Origin of the sequence: Bradyrhizobium altum (assembly GCF_020889705.1) — a bacterium.
Classification (GTDB): domain Bacteria; phylum Pseudomonadota; class Alphaproteobacteria; order Rhizobiales; family Xanthobacteraceae; genus Bradyrhizobium; species Bradyrhizobium altum.
Genome location: NZ_JACMYP010000132.1, coordinates 1 through 24,962 on the forward strand (window position 1 = coordinate 1; position 24,962 = coordinate 24,962).

At 65.2% G+C, this 24,962-nt stretch carries 22 protein-coding genes; 12 read left to right on the forward strand and 10 right to left on the reverse strand.

The annotated features are described in order from the left end of the window. Positions 1 to 244: lipid II flippase MurJ (locus H8B02_RS27670; RefSeq protein ID WP_283842248.1), on the reverse strand; the 244-nt coding region annotated here is incomplete at its 3' end. A gap of 268 nt (positions 245 to 512) precedes the next feature. On the opposite strand from H8B02_RS27670, the gene H8B02_RS27675 reads away from it, so the two are divergent. After that, the gene (locus H8B02_RS27675) at positions 513 to 1,514 is read left to right on the forward strand and encodes an adenosine kinase (RefSeq protein WP_229169139.1); all 1,002 of its coding nucleotides are present in this window, start codon (positions 513 to 515) and stop codon (positions 1,512 to 1,514) included. Positions 1,515 to 1,680: 166 nt separating this feature from the next. Here H8B02_RS27675 and H8B02_RS27680 read toward each other — a convergent pair whose 3' ends face one another. After that, positions 1,681 to 3,381, reverse strand: coding sequence for an AMP-binding protein (locus tag H8B02_RS27680; protein ID WP_229169140.1), 1,701 nt, complete (start codon positions 3,379 to 3,381; stop codon positions 1,681 to 1,683). Positions 3,382 to 3,529: 148 nt separating this feature from the next. Then, positions 3,530 to 4,723, reverse strand: a complete 1,194-nt coding sequence (locus H8B02_RS27685) for a serine hydrolase domain-containing protein (RefSeq protein WP_229169141.1) — start codon at positions 4,721 to 4,723, stop codon at positions 3,530 to 3,532. A 345-nt stretch (positions 4,724 to 5,068) separates the two neighbouring features. On the opposite strand from H8B02_RS27685, the gene H8B02_RS27690 reads away from it, so the two are divergent. From H8B02_RS27690 to H8B02_RS27705, 4 genes are all read left to right on the forward strand, one after another. Then, positions 5,069 to 5,392: a hypothetical protein gene (locus H8B02_RS27690; protein ID WP_229169142.1), complete on the forward strand. Its 324-nt coding sequence runs from the start codon at positions 5,069 to 5,071 to the stop codon at positions 5,390 to 5,392. Between the two features lie 218 nt (positions 5,393 to 5,610). Continuing rightward, positions 5,611 to 7,107: an NAD-dependent succinate-semialdehyde dehydrogenase gene (locus H8B02_RS27695; protein ID WP_229169143.1), complete on the forward strand. Its 1,497-nt coding sequence runs from the start codon at positions 5,611 to 5,613 to the stop codon at positions 7,105 to 7,107. Positions 7,108 to 7,151: 44 nt separating this feature from the next. After that, positions 7,152 to 7,340: a hypothetical protein gene (locus tag H8B02_RS27700; RefSeq protein ID WP_229169144.1), complete on the forward strand. Its 189-nt coding sequence runs from the start codon at positions 7,152 to 7,154 to the stop codon at positions 7,338 to 7,340. A 400-nt stretch (positions 7,341 to 7,740) separates the two neighbouring features. Then, a complete protein-coding gene (locus H8B02_RS27705) occupies positions 7,741 to 9,687 on the forward strand; it encodes a TonB-dependent receptor (protein ID WP_229169145.1) in 1,947 nt (648 codons plus the stop codon). Positions 9,688 to 9,863: 176 nt separating this feature from the next. Here the strand turns inward: H8B02_RS27705 and H8B02_RS27710 are convergent, their stop codons facing one another. Further along, the gene (locus tag H8B02_RS27710) at positions 9,864 to 10,763 is read right to left on the reverse strand and encodes an amino acid ABC transporter substrate-binding protein (protein ID WP_229169146.1); all 900 of its coding nucleotides are present in this window, start codon (positions 10,761 to 10,763) and stop codon (positions 9,864 to 9,866) included. Positions 10,764 to 10,905: 142 nt separating this feature from the next. Here H8B02_RS27710 and H8B02_RS27715 point away from each other — a divergent pair, with 142 nt between their 5' ends. After that, positions 10,906 to 11,607, forward strand: a complete 702-nt coding sequence (locus H8B02_RS27715) for a GntR family transcriptional regulator (protein ID WP_229169147.1) — start codon at positions 10,906 to 10,908, stop codon at positions 11,605 to 11,607. Between the two features lie 57 nt (positions 11,608 to 11,664). Beyond that, positions 11,665 to 12,993: an NAD(P)/FAD-dependent oxidoreductase gene (locus H8B02_RS27720; RefSeq protein ID WP_229169148.1), complete on the forward strand. Its 1,329-nt coding sequence runs from the start codon at positions 11,665 to 11,667 to the stop codon at positions 12,991 to 12,993. 34 nt (positions 12,994 to 13,027) lie between these two features. Here the strand turns inward: H8B02_RS27720 and H8B02_RS27725 are convergent, their stop codons facing one another. The 5 genes from H8B02_RS27725 to H8B02_RS27745 form a co-directional block, all read right to left on the reverse strand. Then, positions 13,028 to 14,062 (reverse strand): alpha/beta fold hydrolase, encoded by a 1,035-nt coding sequence (locus H8B02_RS27725; RefSeq protein ID WP_229169149.1) that lies wholly within the window; start codon positions 14,060 to 14,062, stop codon positions 13,028 to 13,030. A 133-nt stretch (positions 14,063 to 14,195) separates the two neighbouring features. Further along, the gene (locus H8B02_RS27730) at positions 14,196 to 15,002 is read right to left on the reverse strand and encodes a crotonase/enoyl-CoA hydratase family protein (protein WP_229169150.1); all 807 of its coding nucleotides are present in this window, start codon (positions 15,000 to 15,002) and stop codon (positions 14,196 to 14,198) included. Positions 15,003 to 15,049: 47 nt separating this feature from the next. Next, on the reverse strand, positions 15,050 to 16,090 hold the full coding sequence (locus tag H8B02_RS27735; RefSeq protein ID WP_229169151.1) for a zinc-dependent alcohol dehydrogenase: 1,041 nt from the start codon (positions 16,088 to 16,090) through the stop codon (positions 15,050 to 15,052). Positions 16,091 to 16,388: 298 nt separating this feature from the next. Then, positions 16,389 to 17,303 (reverse strand): phosphoribosylaminoimidazolesuccinocarboxamide synthase, encoded by a 915-nt coding sequence (locus H8B02_RS27740; RefSeq protein ID WP_229169152.1) that lies wholly within the window; start codon positions 17,301 to 17,303, stop codon positions 16,389 to 16,391. A 99-nt stretch (positions 17,304 to 17,402) separates the two neighbouring features. Then, positions 17,403 to 18,320 (reverse strand): pirin family protein, encoded by a 918-nt coding sequence (locus tag H8B02_RS27745; RefSeq protein WP_229169153.1) that lies wholly within the window; start codon positions 18,318 to 18,320, stop codon positions 17,403 to 17,405. A 258-nt stretch (positions 18,321 to 18,578) separates the two neighbouring features. On the opposite strand from H8B02_RS27745, the gene H8B02_RS27750 reads away from it, so the two are divergent. The 4 genes from H8B02_RS27750 (at position 18,579) to H8B02_RS27765 (ending at position 22,434) form a co-directional block, all read left to right on the forward strand. After that, the gene (locus H8B02_RS27750) at positions 18,579 to 19,154 is read left to right on the forward strand and encodes a GNAT family N-acetyltransferase (RefSeq protein ID WP_229169154.1); all 576 of its coding nucleotides are present in this window, start codon (positions 18,579 to 18,581) and stop codon (positions 19,152 to 19,154) included. A gap of 63 nt (positions 19,155 to 19,217) precedes the next feature. Beyond that, entirely contained in the window at positions 19,218 to 20,276 is a 1,059-nt protein-coding gene (locus H8B02_RS27755) for a helix-turn-helix domain-containing protein (protein WP_229169155.1), read from the forward strand. A gap of 312 nt (positions 20,277 to 20,588) precedes the next feature. Then, positions 20,589 to 22,016: a serine hydrolase domain-containing protein gene (locus H8B02_RS27760; RefSeq protein ID WP_229169156.1), complete on the forward strand. Its 1,428-nt coding sequence runs from the start codon at positions 20,589 to 20,591 to the stop codon at positions 22,014 to 22,016. Between the two features lie 127 nt (positions 22,017 to 22,143). Further along, positions 22,144 to 22,434, forward strand: a complete 291-nt coding sequence (locus H8B02_RS27765; protein WP_229169157.1) for a DUF1330 domain-containing protein — start codon at positions 22,144 to 22,146, stop codon at positions 22,432 to 22,434. 167 nt (positions 22,435 to 22,601) lie between these two features. Here H8B02_RS27765 and H8B02_RS27770 read toward each other — a convergent pair whose 3' ends face one another. Continuing rightward, complete coding sequence (locus tag H8B02_RS27770; protein WP_229169158.1) at positions 22,602 to 23,972, reverse strand: MmgE/PrpD family protein; 1,371 nt, start codon at positions 23,970 to 23,972, stop codon at positions 22,602 to 22,604. Between the two features lie 147 nt (positions 23,973 to 24,119). Between H8B02_RS27770 and H8B02_RS27775 the strand changes: the two genes are divergently transcribed. Beyond that, positions 24,120 to 24,962, forward strand: an 843-nt coding sequence (locus H8B02_RS27775) for an FUSC family protein (protein WP_229169159.1), incomplete at its 3' end; no start/stop codon positions are given.

Sequence of the window (24,962 nt, forward strand, 5' to 3'; positions counted from 1 at the left end):
CGAAGGCGGTTGCTGCGGCCGCGCCGTCGGCGCCGCGGGTCTTCAGCCATGCCGGCACCAGGGCGGCATTCAATCCGCCCTCGGCCAGCAGCCGTCGCACGACATTCACAAGCTGGAATGCCGCCAGAAAGGCATCCGCCACGGGGCCCGCGCCCAGCAGCGCCGCGATAACGGAATCGCGCACGAAGCCGAGCAGTCGCGAAGCCAGCGTTCCCGTGGAGACCGTGAGGAAGGAGCGGAACATGGGGCATCTATATCAGTAGCGGGTCTTGCCGCCACCGCCGCTGTACTAATCCCGTCATCCTGAGGTGCGAGCGGAGCGAGCCTCGAAGGATGAATCGGCCCGGCCGGTGGCCGTCGATCCTTCGAGACGCGCTTCGCGCTCCTCAGCATGACGGGTTGGCAGAGCGCAATGCTGACGAGGTTTCGCCCAAATAGCTTCCCTTGCTGCCCCGAGGCGTAACGTGATAGGTCGCGGCTCTTGTTGGGTGGCGTTAACACAGGGCAGGTCTATGGCTGACGCAAAATATGACGTTCTCGGGATCGGCAACGCGATCTTCGACGTGCTGGTGCAGACCGACGAGGCATTCCTTGCCCGTCACGGCATGACCAAGGGCTCGATGCAGCTGATCGACGAGGCGCGTGCCACCGCGATCTACAGCGACATGGGCGTGGCGACCGAGATGTCGGGCGGTTCGGCTGCGAACACCATCGTCGGCGTCGGCAATCTCGGCGCCCGCGCCGCCTATGTCGGCAAGGTCAAGGACGACCAGATCGGCAAGCTTTATGTCCACGACATCCGCGCCGCCGGCGTCACCTTCGACACCGCGCCGGCCAAGACCGGTCCGGCCACCGGCTGCTCCTATATCCTGGTGACGCCGGACGGCGAGCGCACCATGAACACCTATCTCGGCGCCGCGCAGGACCTGACGCCCGACGATATCGATCCGGCCCAGATCGCAGCCGCCGGCATCATCTATCTCGAGGGCTATCTCTGGGATCCGAAGAACGCCAAGGACGCCTTCGTGAAGGCGGCTGATATCGCGCATGGCGCGGGCCGCCAGGTCGCGCTGACGCTGTCGGATTCGTTCTGCGTCGATCGCTACCGCGACGAATTCCTCGGTCTGATGCGCAAGGGCACGGTGGACCTCGTGTTCGCCAACGAATCCGAGCTGCACTCGCTGTATCAGACCTCGGATTTCGACACCGCGCTGAAGCAGTTCGGCAAGGATACCAAACTCGGTGTCGTCACCCGCAGCGAGAAAGGCTGCGTTGTGATCTCAGGTGACGACGTCGTATCGGCGCCCGCCTCTCCGATCGACAAGCTCGTCGACACCACCGGCGCTGGCGATCTGTTCGCCGCCGGCTTCCTGGTTGGTCTCGTGCGCAATGTCGGTCATGAGAATGCCGGCCGCCTCGGCGCGCTCGCCGCGGCCGAGGTGATCCAGCACATCGGCGCCCGGCCGCTGGTCTCGTTGAAGGATCTGGCGAAGCAGAAGGGGCTGCTGGTTTAAGGGCGCCTCTTACCTCGCCCCGCTTGCGGGGAGAGGTCGGAACGCATCGGAGATGCGTTCCGGGGGAGGGAGAGCTTCCGCGGGCTCAGCTCAACCTCATTTGCGGAGGCAGCCCCTCACCCCAGCCCTCTCCCCGCAAGAGCGGGGCGAGGGAGAAGAAAGAGCATCACGCCGTCTTCGCCGCCTTCAATCCCAGCCGCTGCTCCACCGCGTCGCGCATCACGAACTTCTGGATCTTCCCCGTCACGGTCATTGGGAATTCCTCGACGAATTCGACATAGCGCGGGATCTTGTTGTGGGCGATCTGGCCCTGGCAGAAGGCGCGGACTTCGTCGGCCGTCAGCGTCTCGCCTTGGCGGACCCTGACCCAGGCGCACAGCTCCTCGCCATAGCGCGGATCGGCGACGCCGAAGATCTGCACGTCCTGGATCTTGGGATGGCGGTAGAGGAATTCCTCGATCTCCCTTGGATAGAGGTTCTCGCCGCCGCGGATCACCAGGTCCTTGATGCGACCGACGATGTTGCAATAGCCCTCGTCGTCGATCACGGCGAGATCGCCGGTATGCATCCAGCCATTGGCGTCGAGCACCTCGCCTGTCTTTTCCCTCTCGTCCCAATAGCCGAGCATCGCGCTGTAGCCGCGGGTGCAGAGCTCGCCGCGTTCGCCGCGCGGCACCACCTTGCCGTCGAGATCGACGACCTTGACCTCGACATGCGGATGGATGCGGCCGACGGTGGAGACGCGGCGCTCCAGGGGATCGTCGGTCGCGCTCTGAAAACTCACCGGGCTGGTCTCGGTCATGCCGTAGGCGATCGTCACCTCACGCATGTTCATCTCGGTGTTGACGCGCTTCATCACTTCGATCGGGCAGGGCGCGCCGGCCATGATGCCGGTGCGCAGCGACGACAGATCGAAGCGCTTGAACTCGGGATGGTCGAGCTCGGCGATGAACATGGTCGGCACGCCGTACAGCGTCGTGCATTTCTCCTGCGCGATCGTCGCAAGCGTCGCCAGCGGGTCGAAACCTTCGCCGGGATAGACCACGGTGGTGCCGAGCGTGACCGAGGCGAGGTTGCCCATCACCATGCCGAAGCAGTGATAGAGCGGCACCGGAATGCAGATGCGGTCCTGTTCGGTCAGGCGCATGGCGCGGCCGGTGAAGTAGCCGTTGTTGAGGATGTTGTGATGGGTCAGCGTCACGCCCTTGGGCGAGCCGGTGGTGCCGCTGGTGAACTGGATATTGACGGGATCGTCGAATTGCAGGCTGTCGCCGAGCGCCGCGAGCTGTTCGCGATTGCGCGCACCGCCCATCTTCGACACCTGCTCGAACGGAATGGTCCCTGGTGCCGCCGGTCCGCCGATCTGGATCACGGCGCGCAGCTGCGGCAGCCGCGCCGATCGCAGATGGCCGGGCTCCGAGCTCGCAAGCTCGGGCAGCAGCGTGTTCAGCATCTCCATATAGGCCGAGGTCTTGAACGCGGTCGCGGTCACGATCGCGGCGCAGCCGACCTTGCCGAGTGCGAATTCGAGCTCGCTCAGCCGGTAGGCCGGATTGATGGTGACGAGGATCAATCCTGCTTTGGCGGCGGCGAATTGCGTCAGCGTCCATTCCGGCCGGTTCAGCGACCAGATGCCGATCCGCTCGCCGCGCTGCAGTCCGAGTGCGAGGAAGCCCGCCGCCAGGGCCTCGACGTGCGCGGCGAATTCGTTCCAGGTCCAGCGCACATTGTGGCTCGGCGAGACCAGCGCCTCGCGATCGCCCCAGCGCGCGCGTGCGCGGTCGAGGCTGCGGCCGATGGTTTCACCGAGCAGCGGCGTATCGGAAATGCCGCAGACATAGCTGTCTGCCTTGGGTGTGGGTGCCAAGCTGGCCCTCCTCCTGGTCGTGTTTGTGTCGTCACGCTTTTTTGCTCGATCTTAGTCGTTTGGCGCCGGCAGGACAGGCCCGACCTATGGCGGGTATGAAAAATCCCTCCCCGTGAGGGGAGGGATTTCTTGTTGCTAGACCGGAACTTCAGGCCGCTCGCTGTCCGCTGCCGGCGTCGAGCCCGGCATAGATGCCCTTCTCGAAGCCTGCGAAGGCCTCCAGGCTGTGCTTGTCGGCGAACGGCAACAGCTGGGTCAGGATCACGCCGCAGACGTCGCGCGACGGATCGATCCAGTAATAGGTGTTGGCAAGGCCCGCCCAGGCGAGGCTGCCGGCGCTGCGGCCTTCCGGCGTCTTGGCGGTGTTGATCAGGAAGCTCAGCCCCCACTTCTTGACGATGTCGGGCCAGAGATCGACGTCGTTGGTGAACGGCGGCGCCGCCGTCGTCATCTTGCCAACGGTGAGATCGCCGATGTGGTTCTGCCCCATCGTTGCGACGGTCTCGGCCTTCAGCACCTGATTGCCGTTGCCTTTGCCCTTGTTGAGGATCATCTGGCAGAACTTGAGGTAGTCGGCCGCGGTCGAATAGAGGCCGCCGCCACCCATGTGGAACTCAGGGTTCTGCTCGAGCTCGAACGGGATCGCCGCGAGCGTGCCGTCCTCGCCGCGGGCATGCATGCCGACCAGCCGCTTGCGCATGTTGTCCGTGATCTTGAAGCCGGTGTCGCTCATGCCGAGCGGCGCGAACATGTGGTCGCGCAGATAGGCATCGAGCTTCTTGCCGGATGCTGCCTCCACCGCCTTGCCGACGAAGTCGATATTGATACCGTATTCCCAGCGCGTGCCGGGATCGCTCGCCAGCGGCGTCTTCAGTGCGGCATTCGAGCAGGAGATGATCCCGGGCGTACCGGTCTTCTCCATATATTTCCCCATGTCGGCGTTCCACAGGTCGTAGCAGAAGCCGGCAGTATGGGTCATGAGCTTGCGCAGTGTGATCGGCCCCTTGGCAGGCCGCAGCTTCGGTTCGCCTTTGGCATCGAAGCCGTCGAGCACCTGCACGGCGGCGAGATCGGGCAGCAGCTTGCCGATCGGCTCATCGAGCGAGAGCTTGCCCTGCTCGACGAGTTGCATCGCGCCCGCGCTGGTCACCGCCTTGGTCATCGAGGCGATCCAGAACACGCTGTCCGCCGTCATGGGATCGCTCTTGGAAAGGTCGCGCTTGCCGAACGCGCCCTCGTAGATCACGTCCTTGCCGGTGGCCGCGATGGCGACCACGCCGGGAATCTCCTTTGCCTCGCTCTTCTGCCGCAATACCTGATCGATCTGAGCCTTGCTCTGCATTGGGGGCTTCCTCCGGTGGGTTTATTGTTTTGAAGTGGGCGGATCATCCTCCCGCTTTTCCGCTCCCGCAAGGCGGGCGCGATGCGATGATGTCGCGATGTCGTGAGGGCAATGCCGTTAGGAACGGCCGTGCTCAACAGATGTTCACCACGCGCGCAGATTTTGCGGTGGACTCCGCACAAGTCCCGGTGACCTCCGACGACGGCCCCGGTAACGTGATCAAGGAATGATTTTCGTACCTGATTATTTGCATTAACGCATTCAGATCGCTGCATAAACGGTGCGGCGAATTGGAATGGATTTGACGAAAAGATTCGTCATTTCGCGCCTCGCGGGGACGCAGCAATGATTTCGACATGGAGTGAATGGAAGCGCTATCCGCGGCCGGGCCGCGGCGAGAATATCGAGGCGCCGATCAGCCCTGGTCTCTATGAAGTTCGCTACGCGGGTACCGGTGCGCTGCACTCGTTTGAGGCAGTCGATAATGTCGCCCAGGCGCTGGCGCTGCTGCAGACCGGCGCCAAGTCCTGGTTCGGCCGCCGCGATGCGCGGGCGCAGGCCGACCTCGAATACCGGACCTGCGCGACCTCGACCAAGGCGGATGCCAAGGCCGCGGCCGAACGCATGATCGGCCGCCGCGAAGCCTACATGTCGGGCGGCGCGATCTGACGCGCTGCCGTCATTCCGGGGCGATGCGCAGCATCGAGCCTCGGATGCACAAGGGCGCACCTGAGGTCTGGTCCTTCGGACCATCCTGGAATGACAGTCTTCCGCAACGGCGCCGCGTTTGCGTCCAAGCAGGGTCGCGCTGGCCGCCAGTGCATCACCGCGGCTTTCCGCCTATATAGACGGCGAATACCCTCCAAAGAAATTCCAGGAGTAACGCCATGACCCCGCCCGTTGCCGCACGCGCCACGCAATCCGCAGCATCCTCCCTGCAAAGCCGCCTCAAGGACCCGTCGCTGCTGCGCGACCGCTGCTACATCGACGGCGCCTGGGTCGGCACGCCGGAGTTCGCCGTCAACAATCCGGCCAATGGCACCGAGCTGATCAGGATCCCGCAGCTCGGCGCCGATGATGCGACCAGAGCCGTCGAGGCCGCCCAGCGCGCGTTTCCGGCCTGGGCCAAGCTGACGGCCAAGCAGCGTTCCAACATCCTGCGCAAATGGTTCGACCTGATCATCGCCAATCGCGAGGATCTCGCGCTGATCCTGACCTCCGAGCAGGGCAAGCCGCTGGCGGAAGCGCTCGGCGAAGTCGATATAGGCGCGGCCTATGTCGAGTTCTTCGCGGAAGAAGCGCGCCGCGTCTATGGCGAGACGATTCCGACCCAGCGTCCGGATGCCCGCCTGCTCGCGATCCGGCAGCCGATCGGCGTCTGCGGCGCCATCACGCCGTGGAATTTCCCGAACTCGATGATCACGCGAAAAGTGTCGCCGGCGCTGGCCGCCGGCTGCACCGTCGTGTTGAAGCCCGCCAACGAGACGCCGCTGTCCGCGCTCGCGCTGGCGGTACTGGCTGAGAAGGCTGGCGTGCCGAAGGGCGTGCTCAACATCGTCACCGGTGATGCGCCGCCGATCGGCAAGGTGCTGTGCGAGCATCCGGCGGTGCGGTTCGTCGGCTTCACGGGTTCGACCAATGTCGGCAAGATCCTGTACCGGCAAGCATCGGTCGGCGTGAAGAAGCTCGGCCTCGAGCTCGGCGGCAACGCGCCGTTCGTGGTGTTCGACGATGCCGACATCGATGCGGCGGTCGAAGGCGCCATGGTCTCGAAGTATCGCAACATGGGGCAGACCTGCGTCTGCGCCAACCGTCTCTACGCGCAGGACAAGATCTACGACCAGTTCGTCGAGAAGCTGTCGAAGAAGGTCGTCGAGATGAAGATCGGCGACGGCACGGAAGCCGGCGTGACCCAGGGACCGCTGATCAACATGAAGGCGATCGAGAAGGTCGAGCGGCACATTGCCGATGCCGTGAAGGGCGGCGCCAAGGTCGTGACCGGCGGCAAGCGCTCGGCGCTGGGCCGCAGCTTCTTCGAGCCGACCGTGCTGTCGGACGTGAGGCCCGACGCGCTCGTCGCGCAGGAGGAAACCTTCGGCCCGCTCGCGCCGGTGATCCGCTTCAAGGACGAGGCCGATGTGATCGCGATGTGCAACGCCTCGCCGTTCGGCCTCGCCTCCTACTTCTATTCGCGCGACATCGGCCGCGTCTGGCGCGTCGCCGAGGCGCTGGAGTCGGGCATGGTCGGCGTCAACTCCGGCCTGATCACGACCGAGGTCGCACCGTTCGGCGGCGTCAAGGAAAGCGGCCTCGGCCGCGAGGGCTCGCGCCACGGCATGGACGAATATGTCGAGATCAAATACGTGATGATGGCCGGCGTCTGATCGCGGAGTACCGTGTCCCTTCGCTCTCATGGGCGAGGGGACACATGCCGGCGATCCGTCAGGCGTCATTGTCGATCGCTCCCGGCGGCATTTGTCAGGCTGCGACGATTCACCGCGACCGCCGAATGTATCGTTCCCATCGCGGCGACGATCGCACCAAGAATCTTTCTAATCTTGAGGTTCGCCGTCAGAATCAAGCTGTATACGCGCGACGCTACTCAACGAAAGAATAATCGAGGCGCGGAATCTACCGCATCGATGTCGCCTCGCGCAGCAAGCTTCATCCCCTCTCTTAGATACGTTCTAGTTGGCGTCACACTGCGTGATGCCTATGCCCCGGTGGTCGCGCTCGAACTCTGACGATGTTCGAGACGAAACCAAGAAGAATCCGGGGACCTTATGCTCGTCACTTCAAACGTTCCGTGCGCATTCCGACTCGTGTGCGCGTCTCTCCTCCTGACCACGGTCCCTTCGCTCGCACAGTCGCCGGAGCAACCACCCGCAAGCGGTGCTGCGCCGCTTCCGCCGGTCGTCGTGGCCGCGCCACAGCATCGCGCCACGCCGGTTCGGAGGCCGTCATCGTCACGGTCGGCGCGTTCGTCGGCATCGCATCAGGCGAGCAGGCGTGAGCACGTGCAGACACCCGCGGCCACGCCCACGGCCGGTGCGCAGCAAGCGGCGTTGCCCGTGCCCTATATCGGTGGCCAGGTCGCGCGCGGCGGGCAACTCGGCCTGCTCGGCAACAAGGATTATATGGACACGCCGTACAGCCTGACGAGCTACACGGAGAAGACGATCCGCGATCAGCAGGCAACCAGCGTTGCGGAAGTGCTGACGAATTCCGATCCGTCGGTGCGCGCTGCGATCGGCAGCAGCAACCGTTACGACGCGCTGACCATCCGCGGCTTCCGGGTCGAGAACAGCGAAATCGCCTTGAACGGACTTTACGGCCTCGTTCCGGCCTATCGCGTCAACCCGGCGCCCATCGAGCGCATTGAGCTGCTCAAGGGACCGGGTGCCTTCCTCAACGGTATGGCCCCGCAAGGCAGCATCGGCGGCACCGTCAATGTCGTGACCAAGCGCGCCGCGGAAGACCTCACGCGCCTGACCGCGGGCTACATTTCGGATGGACGTTTCGGAACGGAGCTCGACCTCGCCCGCCGCTATGGCGAACAGAAGGAGTGGGGCGTTCGCTTCAACGGCGGGATCGACGGCGGCAACACCTCCATCGACCGGCAGTCCACGCGCAACGGCGTGGGCTCGCTCGGCGTCGACTATCATGGCGAACGCTTTCGCTGGTCCGCGGACATCATCTCCCAGGACGACTGGATGAAGGCCGCCCAGCGCGGCTACACGCCGCTGCCCGGCATCGCCATGCCGAAGGCTCCCGATCCGCGCATCAATCTCGCACAGCCGTTTGACCGTGCGCGCTCGCAGAGCCTGACCGGCTTGACCAGGGCCGAATACGATCTCAGCAACAGCGTCACCGTGTTCGGCGCGATCGGCGCCAACCAGTTCCGCTACGACAAGCAGGAAGATCCCGGCGCGACGATTCTCAACACCGCGGGCGATGCCCTGGGCACGTCCCGTTTCCAGACCGGCAAGTCGGAGGGCGTCTCCGGCGAGGCGGGCGTCCGCGCGCGTTTCGACACCGGACCCGTCGGCCACGAGGTCGTCGTCAGCGGCAGTGCGCTCGACCGGACCGATTGGCTCGGCCAGACCAACTACGCGACCTACCTGACCAACATCTACCGGCCGACCTTGTTGGCGACCGCCGGCACGCCGGTATCGACGTTCCCGGAGGGCAAGTCGGGATTCCTCGGGCTGCGCAGTGTCGGCGTTGCCGATACCATCACGACCATGGGGGGCATATTGCAAGTGATCGTGGGCGCGCGCCAACAGCAGGTGATCGCCAACAGCTTCAATCCCGTCAGCGGGCTGGAAACGACGCACTACGACGACAGCGCAACGTCGCCTTCGATCGCGCTGGTGGTGCGCCCGATCAAGCAGCTCTCGCTCTATGCCAACTACATCGAAGGCCTGACGCCGGGGCCGACGCCGCCGTCCGGCGCGGTGAACACCAATGCGGTGTTCGCACCCTTCAAGACCCGGCAGGCCGAAGTCGGCACGAAGCTCGATCTCGGAGGCTTCGGCGCGAGCCTTTCGGCATTCCAGATCAGCCTGCCGAGCGGTGTGATCGATCCCGTCACCAAGATCTACAGCCTCGATGGTGAACAGAGAAACCGCGGCGTTGAGCTCAATACCTTTGGCGAGGTCGCGCCCGGCGTCCGCGTCCTCGGTGGCGTGACCTGGCTCGACGCCCGGCTCACCCAGACGCAAGGCCACCTCTACGACGGCAATCGCGCGATCGGCGCGCCCGACCTGCAGGGCAATCTGGGCGTCGAATGGGATACGCCCTTCGTGCCGGGCCTCACCGCGACGGCGCGCGCCATCTACACCAGCCGGGCCTATGTCAGCGCCGACAATTTCCAGAGCGTCCCCGCCTGGGCGACCTTCGACATCGGTGCGCGCTACGTGACGAGCCTCGCGGGCGCCCGACCACGTTCAGGGCGTCACTGACCAATCTGTTCGACAAGCATTACTGGATCGGCAATCCAACCGGCTACGTGATCAGCGGCATGCCGCGCACGCTGTGGCTCTCCATGACGGTCGATTTCTAAACGTCGAAATGGCCATCGCGCGCGACAAGCTGGTGCGCGGTGGTCATTCCGTTGCCGCGCGCCCGCGATTGCTGATCACACGCCCTTGTCGTTCGGATTGGCGACGGCGTCCTTCAGTGGCGCCGTCATCGGGAAATTCAGGTTCACGTTCTTCGGCGGAATCGGCCGCGTGAACCATTTTGCGTAGAGCTCCTGGAATTCGTTGTTCTTCATCAGGGCGACGAGCGTCCGATCGACCAGCGCCTTGAACTCCGGATCGCCCTTGCGGATGATCAGCCCGTAGGGCTCGGTGCGCAGGCTGTCGTCGATGATGCGCCAGTCGGACGGATTGGGGCTGCCCGCGATCAGGCTGGCGAGCAGGATATCATCCATGACGAAGGCGTCGCCGCGCCCGGTGGTCAGTGCAAGGAACGATGCGGCATGATCCGGGGTCAGGATGTTCTTGGTCTGAAAGTTCTTCGCCTGGGCGCGCGCGCTCAATAGACCGATCGAGGTCGAGCCCGAGGTCAGCGAGACCGGCCTTCCGCCGAGATCCTCGAAGGTCTTGATCGGGGCGTCCTTCTGCACCACCGCGCGGATGCTCGACACGAAGATCGTGGTGCTGAAGGCGACGACTTTCTGCCGCTCCAGCGTGTTGGTCGCGGGACCGCAGACAATGTCGATGGTGCCGTTCTCGATCAGCGGTATCTGGGTGGAGAGCTGGATCGGCTGCAGTTTGGTCTGCAACGCCGGCAGCTTAAGTTCGCTCTTCACCGCCTCGACGATCCGCGCGCAGAGGTCCATCGCGAAGCCGACCGGCTTCTGGTTGTCGTCGAGATAGGAGAATGGGACAGAGACGTCGCGGTGTCCGAGCCGGATTTCGCCGATGTCGCGGATCTTGGCCAGTGTCCCGCCGGGCGATTGGGCCTGCGCCGGGGGTGATACCGTCGTCGCAAGAAAGGCTAGGCAGATCAATCGCTTGAATGCTTTGTTCATCAGGTGCTCGCGGCCGCCGGCAGAATTGGATACGATAGATCAAGATTTTATACATAGGATTGCATAATCAGCAATCTGATTTTATACAATCGTGACCAAGCCGGATATCTTGGCTTGGCTGACCAGCGAGAAGAGAAGCCGGATGGAACCAGCGATCGCCGCCAACCATCGAGGGGCCGGACCTCACGGTTCCGCGCCGGACGCCGTGCGCGAGGCGCTGCGGGCCGCGATCAGTTCCGGCGAGCTCGCGCCCGGACTGCAGCTCCGTCAGGACGAGCTTGCTGCCCGGTTCGGCACCAGCCGCATCCCGGTGCGCGAGGCGCTGCGCCAGCTCGAGGCCGAGGGTTTTGTCACCTTCCTGCCCAACCGCGGCGCTGTCGTCTCCGACCTGTCGATCGACGAGGTGATCGAGCTGCTCGAGATCCGCATTGCGCTCGAGTGCCACGCGTTGCGATTGGCGATCCCCGCAATGGGTGAGATCGATCTCGAGGCGGCGACGAAAATCCTCCGCGCCTACGACGCCGAACCTGATCCGGCGCAATGGGGCGCTTTCAATTGGAAATTCCACGCCACGCTCTATGCGCCGTGCAATCGCCCGCGCCTGCTCAGCATGATCGAGGCGAATTACGGCCACGTTGGCCGCTTCACGCGGGCGCTGGTGTCGCAGGCGACCGGCAAGGAGCGTCCGCAACGCGAGCACTATCGGCTGCTCGAATTCTGCCGCGACGGCGAGGTCAAGAAGGCCGTCCGCCTGCTGCGTGATCACATCGAGGAGACGCAGAAGACGCTGCGCTCGGCGCAGCGCCAGGCGTTGCGCGATGCGGGCCCGGAACGTCCGATCTGATCGCTGGGACAATTCAAATCATCGCAGGCCCCGTTGCGGGTCTATGGGAGACACCGCGTGAAGACCAATGACGTCGAAATCCTGGTGATCGGTGCGGGCATCGTCGGCATCGCCACGGCCTACTACCTCGCCGTCCAGCACAAGCGTGCGCGTCTGTTGATCGTCGACGAAGGCCAGCCGATGGTGCTGACCTCGGCGCAGTCCGGCGAGAACTACCGCAACTGGTGGCCGCATCCGACGATGGCCGATTTCACCGATCATTCCACCGACCTGATGGAGGAGATCGCGCGCCGCAGCGAGAACCGCATCCACATGACGCGGCGCGGATATCTTCTGGTCACCCGCGAGGAGAAGCCTGAGGAATTGCTGCAGCAGCTCTACGCCGGCTATGGCGAGCACGCTGCGAAGCTGATCCGCCTGCATGAAGGATCGGGCCGCGGCTACGTGCCGCCGCATTCGGCGGACTGGCAGAGCGCACCTGACGGCGTCGACGTTCTGCTCGGCCGCGACCTGATTGCGGCGCATTACCCGACCTTCGACAAGGAGGTCTCGACTGCGCTGCATATCCGCCGGGCGGGCGACATCAGCGGTCAGCAGCTCGGCCAGTACATGCTGGAGACGATGCGGCCGCTGGGCGCGCAATTTCAGCAAGCGAAGGTGGTCGGCATCGCAAAGACCGATCGCTTCACTGTTGAGGTGCTGGCCGATGGCACGCGGCAGACCATCAAGGCCGATATCATCGTCAATGCCGCGGGGCCGTTCGCCGCGCATGTCGCAGCGATGCATGGCGAAGCGCTTCCGATCGTCAACGTGCTGCAGCAGAAGATCGCGTTCGCCGATCGCAACCGCGCGGTCGATCGCAAGATGCCGTTTGCGATCGATCTCGACGGCCAGACGCTGGCGTGGTCCGACGACGAGCGCGAGGCGCTTGCAGCGGCGCCGGAATTCGCGCGCCTGCTGGCGCCGATGCCGGGCAGCATCCATTGCCGGCCTGATGGCGGCGATCATGGTGAGTGGATCAAGCTCGGCTGGGCCTTCAATGCCGAGCAGACCACGGCGCCGGTGCGCGAGCCGGAGCTGAATCCGTATTTCCCCGAAGTCGTGCTGCGCGCGGCGAGCCGGCTGCAGCCGCGGCTCGCGCAGTATCTCGGCGCGCTGCCGCGTGACCGCGTGCATTACGGCGGCTACTATCCGATGACGAAGGAAAACTGGCCGCTGATCGGCGCGGCGAAGACGCCGGGCGTCTTCCTCGCCACCGCGCTGTCGGGTTACGGCACGATGGGGGCCTGCGCCACCGGCGATCTCTGCGCCCGCGCCGTGGTCGCGCGCCCGCACCCGCATTCGCCCGCAGCCTCTCGCTGGCGCGCTATCAGGACAAGGCGCTGATGGAGCAACTTGAGGCGATCGCCAGCGGCTTGCTCTAGCCGAGGCTCTCCATGAAGGCGTGCAACCGCGGCGCCCATTTGTGCGCGTCGCGGCCCGATGCGGAGTGGCCGTAGTCGCTGTCGAGCAGGAAATAATCGGCGTCGACGCCGGCGGCCTTCAGCGCCGGCATCACCTGCGGCGCAAGCTCCGGCGGGAACAGCTTGTCGGTCCGCGACAGGACATAGAGCACCTTGGCCTTGATCCGTCCGAACTGCGCCGTGACGTCGAAGCCGCGCAGCGCCTTGGCCAGAGTCAGCAGCGAATTGGCGTCGAACCCCCTGGCCCATTCCGCCGCCTCGGCGCGGATCGCGGCCTCGATCGCCGCGGGATCGGTCAGCGTATCGCGCAGCCGCGTTTCGATGCCGTAGCTCTTCAGCGTCGCGGTGCGGATCTGGATCATGCTTTCGAGCACGCCGCCGTGATCGTAATAGTCGCCGCCGTTCCAGTTCGGGTCCTGCGACAGCGCCGCCATCAGACGCGCGACATTGCCCTCGGCGCGCTCGCGCGGCACCAGCGGCGCGGTGACGATAGCAGCGATGCCGCGCATGGCGTCGGGATAGTTCACCGCCCATTGCAGTGCCTGGAAACCGCCATAGGACGGACCGACGATCGCAACGAGCTTGTCGATGCCGAGATCATCGAGCAGTGCACGCTGGGTGGCGACGATGTCGCTGACGGTGATGTCCGGGAAGCGCGGCCCGTAACGCCGGCCGGTCCGCGGATCGATGCTTGCCGCATTGGTCGAGCCGTAGGACGAGCCCAGCATGTTCGGGCAGATCGCGAAGTAGCGGTTGGTGTCGACAGCCTTGCCGGGGCCGACGATCTCGTTCCAGCTGCCTTCGCCGGTCGATCCGCCGGGATCGATCATCTGGGGTCCGCTGGTGTTGCCGTGGGTGATCAGCACGACATTGTCGCGGTTGGGCGACAGCGTGCCGACGGTGCGGTACGCGACGGTGACTTCGCCGAGCACGCTGCCGTTCTCCAGGCGGAAATCGGGCGTGGTGAATGTCTTCAGCGCGGTTGCGGGCATCATGTGTTTCCGGATGGCTGCGCCAGCTCAGCACGTTCGCGGCAGGAACGCAAAGCCTTGAGCTCAAGCCTTGAACTCAAGCCTTGAACTCAAGCCTTGGGCTTAAGCACCGCGATGGTGCAATTCGCAGACCTCAATCATGCCCGCCCTCATTGCCGAAGGCGCCGTGACGGCCGATACCCGAGGCGAAGCGCGCCGCGCCGGATAGCGTCTCGCCCGACGCGATCACCTCAAGCCCGCCGCGCATTTCGTTCTTGATCGCCTCTTCCTCGTCGAGGTCCCACTGCCGCAGCGCCGACAGGCGGTCGGCGCGCATGCAGTTCTGCGGGAATTTCGCGATGTCCTTGGCGAGCGCGATGGCGTGCGCGCGCGTCTCGCCCTTCGGCACCAAGCGGTTCGCGAGCCCCATGCGAAGCGCCTCGGGCCCTGCGACCGGGCGTCCGGTGAGGATTAAGTCGATCGCCTGCGAATGGCCGATCAGCCGCGGCAGGCGGATGGTGCCGAGATCGATCAGCGGCACGCCGAAGCGGCGGCAGAATACGCCGAAGGTGGCGTCCTCGGCGACGACGCGCATGTCGGCCCACAGCGCAAGCTCCATGCCGCCGGCGACCGCAAAGCCCTCGATCGCGGCGATCACCGGCTTCGACAGCCGCAGCCGGCTTGGCCCCATCGGCGCGATCGTGTTGTGGCCGCCGACCTCGCGCTTCTTCTCGGGATCGCCTGCTGCCACCGCTTTCAGGTCGGCCCCGGCGCAGAAATATCCGCCGGTGCCGGTGAACACCGCAACCGATGCGCTCGCGTCGCCGTCGAAGGCCAGAAACGAGTCATACAGTTTCCGCGCGGTGGCGCCGTCGACAGCGTTGCGGTTGTACGGACGGTTGATGGAGATGATGGTGACGGGACCGTCGCGCTCGATGAGCACGGTATCGACATCGGACATGGGTCGCTCCCTGGGTTTGTTAGTTGGAGCCAACCTAATGGTCCCGGTCAGGCAACGCCATCACGAACGAAGGCGACGCGGATGGTCGGATCCCCGATCGCCTCATGCGCATCCTCGAAACGAACGCGGCGGGTGATGACATGCTCCGGGTGGTAGTGTCCTGCCGCCACATGCGCGACGCAGTCGGGCAGTTCGGCGCGAACATTGACGCGGCTGATCTTCAGCGTGATCCCGACTCCATACATATGCCGCAGCGGCACCGGCGTGGTCTCGGCGAAATCGCCATACATGCGCTGGCAGATGCCGTTCGGTTCCGTCGCGCGGAATGCCAGCAGCGTGCTGGCGTCGGTCGCAGCCGCATCGATCACGATCGGAAACAGGCCGGGCGGCTCCATCGACAGGCCGCTAGGGGCTTCGATGATGTCGGCACCGAGCGACTTCGCCTTGGCGAGGCGCGGCGCGTGGTCGTCGAGATAGACGACGCGGCCCGCACCGCGCGCCACCGCCGCCTGCACCGCGAATAGCGCGAGCGACTGCGCGAAGCCGCCGATCACGAGCACGTCGGCGCCGGGCCGTTGCGCGAGCCAGTGCGCCACCGCGCTGAAGCCGTCGGTCGCGCCGTCGGCCAGTCCCGCGGTTTGCGACAGGGCATGGCCGTTCGGCTGGCGAACCAGCATGTGATCGGCAAACGGCACGCGGATGAGGTCGGACAGGCCGCCGCCATATTCCACGCCGCAGACCGGCTTCAATCCGTAGGAGGAGCGGAACGGCACCGCCGTGCAGGCATTGGTGTGGCCGCGCCGGCAGCGGTCGCAGGCCCCGCAACTGATCTGGAACGGAACGATGACGAGATCGCCGGGCGCGAAATTCCTCACGGCGCCGCCGATGTCGACGATGCGGCCCGCAGTCTCATGCCCGAGCGCAAACGGGCCTGCGAGGCCCGACCGGCCGTGCACGATCGCAAGATCGAGATCGCAGCGCGTCACCGCGAGCGGCTGCACCAGCGCGTCGCGGTCATCCTGAAGCCTCGGCGGGGGAACGTCCCACCATTCGACCTTGTTGCCGCCGATGTAAGTTAGTTGCCGCATCGCGCACTCTCCGTTTAGGCGGAGAGTGCAGCGATGCGGATGATCGGACAAAAGGTTTGTCCTCAACAGGGATGAATGGGATTCACCTGGTCTAATGGGGTGATGCAGTCGGGTGATGCAGGCGTAGCGTGTTCTCACCCCGTCATCCTGAGGTGCGAGCGGAGCGAGCCTCGAAGGATGCACGGCCACCAGCCGGGCCGTCGACCCTTCGAGGCTCGCTCCGCTCGCACCTCCAGCGACAACGGCAAAGCCGTTGCGCGGGGGTGACGGTGATAGAGCGAACGCGCCGACGATGCCGCTAGACCTGCAGCTCAGTTCCCGTCACGCGGCGATACGCTTCGAGGTAGCGCTTGCTGGTCGCATCCACCACGCCCGCCGGCAGCGGCGGGGGCGGGGCGTCGCCGTTCCAGCGGCCGGCGTGGCGCTCGACGTCGAGATAGTCGCGCAGCGGCTGCTTGTCGAAGCTCGGCTGCGGCTGGCCGGGCTTGTAGGCATCGACCGCCCAGAACCGCGAGGAATCCGGCGTCATCACCTCGTCGATCAGGATGATGCGGCCGTCCTTGTCGCGGCCGAATTCGAACTTGGTGTCGGCGATGATGATGCCGCGGGCGCGGCTGGTCTGCTCGCCATAGCCGTAGACGTCGCGCGCCATCTTCTCCAGCGTCGCGGCAACGTCGTCGCCCAGGATCTCGCGCACCCGCTTAACCGTGATGTTCTCGTCATGGCCGGCCTCGGCCTTGGTCGCCGGGCTGAAGATCGCGGGCTCGAGCTTCTGGCTCTCGACGAGGCCTGCTGCCAGCTTCTCACCGGCGAGTGTGCCTTCAGCGGCGTATTCCTTCCAGGCCGAGCCGGAGATGTAGCCGCGGATCACGCATTCGATCGGGAACACGGTGGTGCGCTTGCACAGCATCGCGCGGCCGAGGATGTCGGCGCGATGATCCTTCAATGCAGGCACCGCGCGGATGATCTCGTCGGCATCGGCGCTGATCATGTGATGCGGCACGGTGCCTTCGAGCTGCCGGAACCACCAGGCGCTGATCTGGGTCAGCACCGCGCCTTTCATCGGAATGGTCTCCGCCATCACCACGTCGAATGCCGAGATGCGGTCGGTGGTGAGCAGCAGCACACGGTCGTCGCCGACGGCGTAGATATCGCGCACCTTGCCACGGCCGATCCGGGGCAGGGGCAAATCGCTGGATAGCATCGCGGTCATGGGCGGGGTCTTTCCGGGCTCGTTTCTCAAAGACGCAGTGTTCAAAGACGTGCGCCCGCACGAGGCATGCGGGCGCCGAAGATTAACACAGGAAATAGCTCACTCCGGCAGCGGAATGAACTCGTGTTCGTGTGGAACCTGCACGAAACGCCCGGTTTTCCAGTCCTGTTTGGCCTGCTCGATCCGCTCCTTCGACGACGAGACGAAATTCCACCAGATGTGGCGCGGCCCTTCCAGGGCATCGCCGCCCAAAAACATCATGCGGGTCGGCCGCAGCGTCTTCACGGTGATGCGGTCGCCGGGGCGGAAGATCAGGAGCCGCGGTCCTTCGTGGCGATCGCCCGCGATCTCGACCTCGCCGTCGACGAGATAGATCGCGCGCTCCTCGTGATCGGGGTCGAGCGGCACCGAGGTGCCGGCCTGCGCGGTCACCTCGGTGTAGAACCACGGCGAGACCATGCTGACCGGCGAGCTGATGCCGAGCGCCGAGCCGGCGATGACGCGCGCGGTGAAGTCGCGCTCCGAGATCATCGGCAGGTCGCCCGCGCCATAGTGCTGGAACGAAGGCGCGATCTCCTCCTTGCCGGCCGGCAGCGCGATCCAGCTCTGTAGCCCGAGCATCTTCTGGCCGTCGCGGCGCTGCACGTCGGGCGTGCGCTCGGAATGGGCGATGCCGCGGCCCGCGGTCATCAAATTCATCGCGCCGGGCTGGATCTCCTGGATGTTGCCCTCGCTGTCGCGGTGCATGATGCTGCCGTCGAACAGATAGGTGACGGTGGCGAGCCCGATATGCGGATGCGGCCGCACGTCCATGCCCTTGCCGGCGAGGTATTGCACCGGACCGAAATGGTCGAAGAAGATGAAGGGCCCGACCATCTGGCGCTTGCCATGCGGCAGCGCGCGGCGCACCGCGAAGCCGTCACCGAGATCGCGGGTGCGCGGCACGATGATCAGATCCAGCGCGTCGCAGGTCTTGGGATCGCCGAGTTCGGGATCGGTTGAGGGCTGCCAGCTCATGTCGGACTCCTTGCACGTTTTGCCGGATCATACTCTTTTGCCGCGATCATACTCTCTATCCGTTGTCCCGGCCAAGCGAAGCGCGAGCCGGGACCCATAACCACAGGGCGAGGTGATGGAGCAGGCTGTGGCCACGGCTTCGTCTAACAACAAAGCCCTGTGGTTATGGGTCCCTGCTTTCGCAGGGACGACAGCGGAGTGTTCGGCTCTGGCGTGCGCTTCATGACAACGGCATAATTCCGGAAACTGGAGCATGTGATGGTTTCTCTGATCAAGCCGGGCGCAAAGCTGTTGCAGGTTGATGGACCCGTGATCGAGACCGCGCGTCTCATGCTTCGGCCATGGCGCGCATCCGACATCGCGGACAATACGAAAATGCTGTCCGATCCCGAGACGGCGCGCTTCATCACGCCGGATCATCAGCCGGTCACCTCGGAGCTGAAGGGCTGGCGCAATGCGGCGGTCATCTCCGGCCATTGGGCGCTGCACGGCTTCGGCATGTTCGCGGTCGAGGAGAAGTCTTCCGCCCGCTACATCGGCCGCGTCGGGCCGTATTGTCCGCCTGAATGGCCGGGCCTCGAAGTCGGCTGGGGCATCGCCAAAGAGTATCGCGGCAAGGGTTATGCGGTGGAGGCGGCGCGTGCCGCGATCGACTTTGTGTTCGCGAACTTCACCGTCGACCGCATCATCCATTGCATCGATCCGGCCAATTTCGCCTCGCAGGCCGTGGCGCGGCGGCTGGGTGCTGTCAATGAGGGCCCGGGCAAGCTCGAGGGCGATGTCGTCGATATCTGGGTCACGCAGCGCAGCCGCTGGCCGCGCGATGGTTCTTGAAAAAGCCGGCGTGACGGTCGATGTTCGAGTCGTTGCCGTTTCGAGCCCGAAGCAAACCGACCGATGACCTTTGCCGCGACCGAACTGTGCCTGCGCGCCGCCACCGTGACGCTGCTGCTGGTGCTTGCGGCCTCGATGTTCGCAGATTTCCGCAAGGTGCTGGCCGGGCGGCTCGCGATCGCCTTCGCGCTCGGCTCGGCCGCGCATGCGGTGACCGCGTCGATGGGTGCCGGGCCGCCGGTCTCGGACTGGCATGCGCCACTGATCGCGCTCTCGACCGGCGATATCGTGGTGTTCTGGCTGTTCACGCGCGCGCTGTTCGATGACGCGTTTCAGCTGCGCTGGTGGCACGGCCTGATCTGGGCTGCGGTCGTGGCCTACAGCTTCGTCAATTGCATGTGGATCGCACCCGCCGGTCACGCGCGGATCGCGATCATCATGGTCAATTCGCTCACGCTCGTCTTCGTTGCGCTCGCGGTGGCGCAAACCATTGGATCGTGGTCGGCAGATCTGGTCGAGCGCCGCCGCCGTGTCCGCGTCTTCATCGTCGCCGCATCTGCGCTGTACGGCGGCATGAACGCGCTGCTTCAGATCGCCTATGCCGGCAGCCGCGTGACCGTGGAAGGGGCCAATGTGCTGAACGCGGCCGTGCTCACTGCCATCGCGGCCGCAATCACTTGGGCGATGATGCGCGTCGACGGTGCCGATCTGTTCACGGTGCCGGCGGAGGCCGTCGTTCTGACGAAGCCGGCCGCGGTCGAGGAGGCGGCGGACCAGAGACTGGTCGATGCCCTGATGCGGCTGATGGCGGACGAGCGGGTCTATCGCCACGACAACGTCACGATCGGCACGCTGGCAACCCGGCTGAAGATCCCCGAATATCGTCTCCGGCGGCTGATCAACCAGCGGCTCGGCTACCGCAATTTCAACGTCTTCCTCAACAACCACCGGATCGAGGAGGCCAAGGCCGCGCTCGCCGATCCCTCGCAGTCCGCAGTTCCCGTCATCACCATCGCGATGGACGCCGGCTTCCAGTCGCTCGGCCCCTTCAACCGCGCCTTCAAGGCGACGACCGGTGTGACGCCGACGGAATATCGGAAGCTGAAGGCCAGCGCGGTGTAGGCGTCGGCCCCCACTGCTCCCCTTGTGGGAGCGGGTGGCTTCGATGCGGTAGCATCGAAGCCGGGTGAGGGGTCTGTTTCCGCGGATAGAGACCGCTCATCCGTCGCGGACTGCGTCCGCGCCACCTTCTCCCACAAGGGGAGAAGGGAAGAGCTGCCTCGGTCGTAGGCCTGTGTAATCGCAGCACATTTTCAGATTCGGCGAGCGGCCCCGAGTTCTCGACTAGCCTCATTTCCAAATCCGGCGAGCGCTTGCGCGTCCGCTCCGGCCTGATGTCCGCCACGCACCCATCGCGCCATGCCGGAGGATCCCGTGACCCGTCAAAAGCTCATCTTCATTCTCATTGCCACCACCGCTTGCGGTGCGCTGGCGCTGTCTGCCGCCCGGGCCCGCGATGTGCCCAAGGTCGCGACCGGCTTTGTCGCCAACGTCGTCTGCTCGGAGACCTTCGTCAGCGGGCTCGACCCGAAGCGGAACCTGACCGAGACCACCGATGCGATGCCGGGGGCCGGCCTGATCACCTGGGCGATGGACACCGAGGTCGACCTTGATCGCAAGGACGTCACCGTGACGCTGTTCGGGCTTGGCCGCAGCCATGCGGTCTATCGCGAGGGCATGGGCTGTACGCTCGACCATGGCGAGACGCTGGCCGATACCGCGCCTCCGCCCTCGAAACCACAAGCCGCATCGCTGCCCGAGATCGCAGGTCCTGCGCTCGTCGCGCCACAAAGCCCGCAGCTTGGGGCCGCGCTCGACCGTGCCTTTGCCGAGCCGGCGGAGCCGCCGTTCCGCCACACCCGCGCTGTTGTCGTGATGAAGGACGGTCGCATCGTCGCCGAACGCTACGCCGAGGGCATCGGCATCGAGACGCCGCTACTCGGCTTCTCCGCAACCAAATCGGTGATCTCGGCCCTGATCGGCGTTCTGGTGCGTGACGGCAAGCTTGCGGTCGACCGGCCGGTGCCGATCGCTGCTTGGCAGGATCCGAAGGATCCGCGCCACGCGATCACGGTCGATCAACTCCTGCGCCACACCGCAGGCCTCGCGCTCGGCAGCTCGCTACAAGCTTCGCTTGCCTCCGCGCTTGAGCCGGTCAACCGAATGAAGTTCATGGAGCCGGACATGGCCGCGTACGCCGAGAGCATTCCGCTCGAGACCCCCCCGGGCGCGGCGTGGAATTATCACGACGGCAATTTCATCATCCTCTCGCATCTGATCCGCAACGCGGCCGGCGGCCACGCCGCCGACGTGATGCGCTTTGCACGTCGGGAGTTGTTCGATCCGCTCGGCATGCGCAATGTCGTGATGCAGTTCGATGCTGCGGGCACGCCGGAAGGATCGGGCGCGATGATGGCGAGCGCTCGCGATTGGGCGCGTCTCGGCCAGCTCTACCTCAATGACGGGATGGCCGGCGACAAGCGCATCCTGCCGGAGGGCTGGGCGGCCTATTCGGCTTCGGCCACGCCGAATGCCTGGGTCGGCTACGGCGCGGGCTTCTGGACCAATCTCAGCAACAGCTTCGGCGCCAACTATCGCATCGCGCATGGCTGGCCGCGCGATGCGTATTTCGCCAAAGGCACGATCGGGCAGTATGCGATCATCGTGCCGTCACAGCGGCTCGTGATCGTCCGCCTCGGCCGCTCGCCGAACATGCCGCCCGAGGCGGACGGCGTGTTCGATCTGGTTCGCGATGTGGTGACGGCGACCTCCACAAGCGCGCGGCTCGCGGGCGGCAATTGATGGAGACGTCACACAACGCCCGCGCGATCGTGAATTGAATCTCGGCCTCCGGAATTTTCTGATGCAGTGGCGCATCTCGCAGGAGATGCGCCACAGTTCTTTAAGATCGCCTCAGCCGGAGACCATCATGCCGAAAGCCTACTGGATCGTGCACGTCACGGTGCACGATGAAGCCCGTTATCCCGAATACCTCGCCGCCGCGTTGCCGGTATTCGCCAGATACGGCGCCAATTTCATCGTGCGTAACGGCCCCTATGAGGTGATGGAGGGCGCGACGCGGCAGCGCAACTTCGTCATCGAGTTCAGGGATCGCGCCACCGCGATGGAATGCTACACCTGCCCCGACTATCAGGCCGCGAAAGCGATCCGGCAGAAATACTCGGACGGGGATTTTGTGATCATCGATGGGGCGGAGTAGACGAAACCTTCTCCGTCATTCCGGGGCGCGCCTCTTGGCGTGAGCGCGGAATCCATTTCCGCCACGCGTGACTCTCACAACGCAACCCTGTGGTTATGGGTCCCTGCTTTCGCAGGGACGACAGTGGTGGGTGTGGCGTGCAGCCTGCGCCTCGACGGCGGCCGTCCCTACTGCCGCCCCAGCTGCGTCGCTTTCTCCACGCGGTCGAACCGCTCCAGCGTCAGGATCGCGTCCGCGAGCTGGTCGGCGCGCTTGTCGAGCACCGGGCGGGCCAGCGTCAAAAACTTCTGCTGCATCGCCTGCGCATCGGGGAACGAGGTCGGCTCGCCGGAGGGATCGGCATAGAGCCGCTCATGGGTGCCGTCATCGGTGGTGATCGAGACGCGAGCGCCGAACGGATGGGTGCGGCCGACTTCGAGGCGGTCGTCCTGCACCACGTCGAACTTGTCGGCGAGCGCGTCGATCGCCGCATCGCCGAGCCGGTCGTAATCGTCCCAGCCGAAATGGCCCTGGTCGAGCGCGATCGCGCCGGTGAAGAACATCGAGAACTGGCCGCCGACCACCGAGGTCGGGTGACGCTTGGTGGCGGCGTCGCCGGTCAGCGTGATGCCGTTGCGGTGCAGGCCGATCTCGACCTTCCTGATCTGGTCCGGCGTCAGATTGTGCTCGCGCCGCATCGCGATCAGCGCGTCGATCGCGGCATGGGTGTAGCGGCAGCTCGGATACGGCTTCACGCCGATCTTCAAGGTCTCGTAGGTGCTACCAAGTCCGGCCACCGCCTTGTCCGGATGCGCGTCATCGGTATAGCCGACCAGCAGGCCGTGCTTGCCCTCGACCGACTCGCTCGAGCCGATGAAGTCGTTGCGCGCCAAGGTCGCTGCGATCACGCCGTTCATCGCGGCGGCGCCGACCTGGTAGCGCTTGTTCCAGGCGCCATTGACCAGGAATTGCAGCGAGCCCGCGGCTTGGCTGCCGGAGACGCCGAACGCGGAGACGATCTGCTGTTTCGACAGTCCGAACAGCTTGCCCGCGGCGGCGGCGGCGCCATAGGTGCCGGCGGTCGCGGTCGGGTGGAAGCCCTTGGCATAATGCGAGGTCGGATCGAGCGCGTTGCCGAGCCGGCAGCACACCTCATAACCAGCGACGATTGCGGTCAGCACGTCGCGGCCGGAGGCGCCGACCATCTCGCCGATCGCGAACGCGGCAGGCACCACGGGTGCACTCGGATGCAGCGAGGAATCGGCATGGGTGTCGTCGAAGTCGAGCGAATGGCCGAGCGCGCCGTTGAGCAGCGCCGCGACCGCCGGCGTCCAGGTCTTGGTGTCGCCGAACACCGTAGCCTCGCCCTTGCCGTCCAGCGCCAGCGCCTCCAACATCTTCATCAGCGACGGGGTCGATTCCGCATCGCGGCGGGCGCGGATGGTGCTGCCCAGGAAATCCAGCGTCAAAACCTTGGCGCGCTCCAGCACCTGCGGCGGGATATCGGAATATTTCAGGTCGGCGACGTAGGCGGCGAGCGTTGCGGTTTCGTGGGCCATCGTGTTTCCTCAATTTTGCGGCGCAGGGTAGGCGGGCGGGTTTGGCCTTTCAAGCCACCTTGCCGCCGCGGGCAGCAGCCATGCTTCCGGTCGCTGGACGTCAAGTCATGTAACACGGGCCTTTCCATTGATTGCGGATCAGGGTGCATGAGGACCTTCGCAAAACGCATGTTCGACCAGCTCTGGACCCGCAAGACGCAGTTGGCGCTCGCGGTTCGGATCGCGTCCGCCGGCGTGGCGGCCTATGCCATCGCGCTCGCGCTGCACCTTATGCTGCCGCTGTGGGCGGTGCTGACCTCGCTGATCGTGACCCAGATGAGCGTCGGCCGCTCGCTGAAGGCGACCCGCGACTACATGCTCGGCACCATCGGCGGCGCCATCTATGGCGGCGCGATCGCGGTGCTGATCCCGCATTCCGGCGAGGGCAGCCTGCTGGCGCTGCTGGTGCTGGCGATCGTGCCGCTGGCGTTCATCGCGGCGCTCAATCCCAGCCTGAACTCGGCGACGGTGACGGCCGTGATCGTGCTGTTGCTGCCGACGATGCATCATTCCAATCCGCTGGACTCCGCGATCGACCGCGTCCTCGAGGTCACGGTCGGTGCGCTGACTGGCCTTGTGATCTCGTTCCTGGTGCTGCCGTCGCGCGCGGTCAGCCAGATCAGGGTCAATGCGTCGAAGCTGCTGGAACTGCTCTCGGCGGCGTTCGCCGAATTGCTCGCCGGTCTGACGCGCGGGCTCGACAACGACGCACTGCACCGGATCCAGGATGGCATCGGCACCGCGGTGACCAATCTGCATGCGACCGGCCTCGAGGCCGAGCGTGAACGCACCATGCATCTGTCATCCGGGCCGGACACCGGTCCGCTGCTGCGGACCATCCAGCGGCTGCGGCACGACGTCGTGATGATCGGGCGCGCCTGCGTCGTGCCGCTGCCGGCCGATATCCAGGCCAGGCTGGCGCGGCCATTGGCCGACGTCAGCAATGCCATC

What these genes read in the sequence shown, in the direction of transcription:
- H8B02_RS27725 (WP_229169149.1), bottom strand. Translation starts at nt 14,062, where the DNA reads ATGCCCGCAACCGCGCTGAAGACATTCACCACGCCCGATTTCCGCCTG.
- H8B02_RS27700 (WP_229169144.1), top strand. Translation starts at nt 7,152, where the DNA reads ATGCCGGCGATCCGTCAGGCGTCATTGTCGATCGCTCCCGGCGGCATT.
- H8B02_RS27750 (WP_229169154.1), top strand. Translation starts at nt 18,579, where the DNA reads ATGGTTTCTCTGATCAAGCCGGGCGCAAAGCTGTTGCAGGTTGATGGA.
- H8B02_RS27735 (WP_229169151.1), bottom strand. Translation starts at nt 16,090, where the DNA reads ATGCGGCAACTAACTTACATCGGCGGCAACAAGGTCGAATGGTGGGAC.
- H8B02_RS27685 (WP_229169141.1), bottom strand. Translation starts at nt 4,723, where the DNA reads ATGCAGAGCAAGGCTCAGATCGATCAGGTATTGCGGCAGAAGAGCGAG.
- H8B02_RS27675 (WP_229169139.1), top strand. Translation starts at nt 513, where the DNA reads ATGGCTGACGCAAAATATGACGTTCTCGGGATCGGCAACGCGATCTTC.
- H8B02_RS27730 (WP_229169150.1), bottom strand. Translation starts at nt 15,002, where the DNA reads ATGTCCGATGTCGATACCGTGCTCATCGAGCGCGACGGTCCCGTCACC.
- H8B02_RS27765 (WP_229169157.1), top strand. Translation starts at nt 22,144, where the DNA reads ATGCCGAAAGCCTACTGGATCGTGCACGTCACGGTGCACGATGAAGCC.
- H8B02_RS27755 (WP_229169155.1), top strand. Translation starts at nt 19,218, where the DNA reads ATGACCTTTGCCGCGACCGAACTGTGCCTGCGCGCCGCCACCGTGACG.
- H8B02_RS27710 (WP_229169146.1), bottom strand. Translation starts at nt 10,763, where the DNA reads ATGAACAAAGCATTCAAGCGATTGATCTGCCTAGCCTTTCTTGCGACG.
- H8B02_RS27715 (WP_229169147.1), top strand. Translation starts at nt 10,906, where the DNA reads ATGGAACCAGCGATCGCCGCCAACCATCGAGGGGCCGGACCTCACGGT.
- H8B02_RS27740 (WP_229169152.1), bottom strand. Translation starts at nt 17,303, where the DNA reads ATGACCGCGATGCTATCCAGCGATTTGCCCCTGCCCCGGATCGGCCGT.
- H8B02_RS27690 (WP_229169142.1), top strand. Translation starts at nt 5,069, where the DNA reads ATGATTTCGACATGGAGTGAATGGAAGCGCTATCCGCGGCCGGGCCGC.
- H8B02_RS27745 (WP_229169153.1), bottom strand. Translation starts at nt 18,320, where the DNA reads ATGAGCTGGCAGCCCTCAACCGATCCCGAACTCGGCGATCCCAAGACC.
- H8B02_RS27770 (WP_229169158.1), bottom strand. Translation starts at nt 23,972, where the DNA reads ATGGCCCACGAAACCGCAACGCTCGCCGCCTACGTCGCCGACCTGAAA.
- H8B02_RS27695 (WP_229169143.1), top strand. Translation starts at nt 5,611, where the DNA reads ATGACCCCGCCCGTTGCCGCACGCGCCACGCAATCCGCAGCATCCTCC.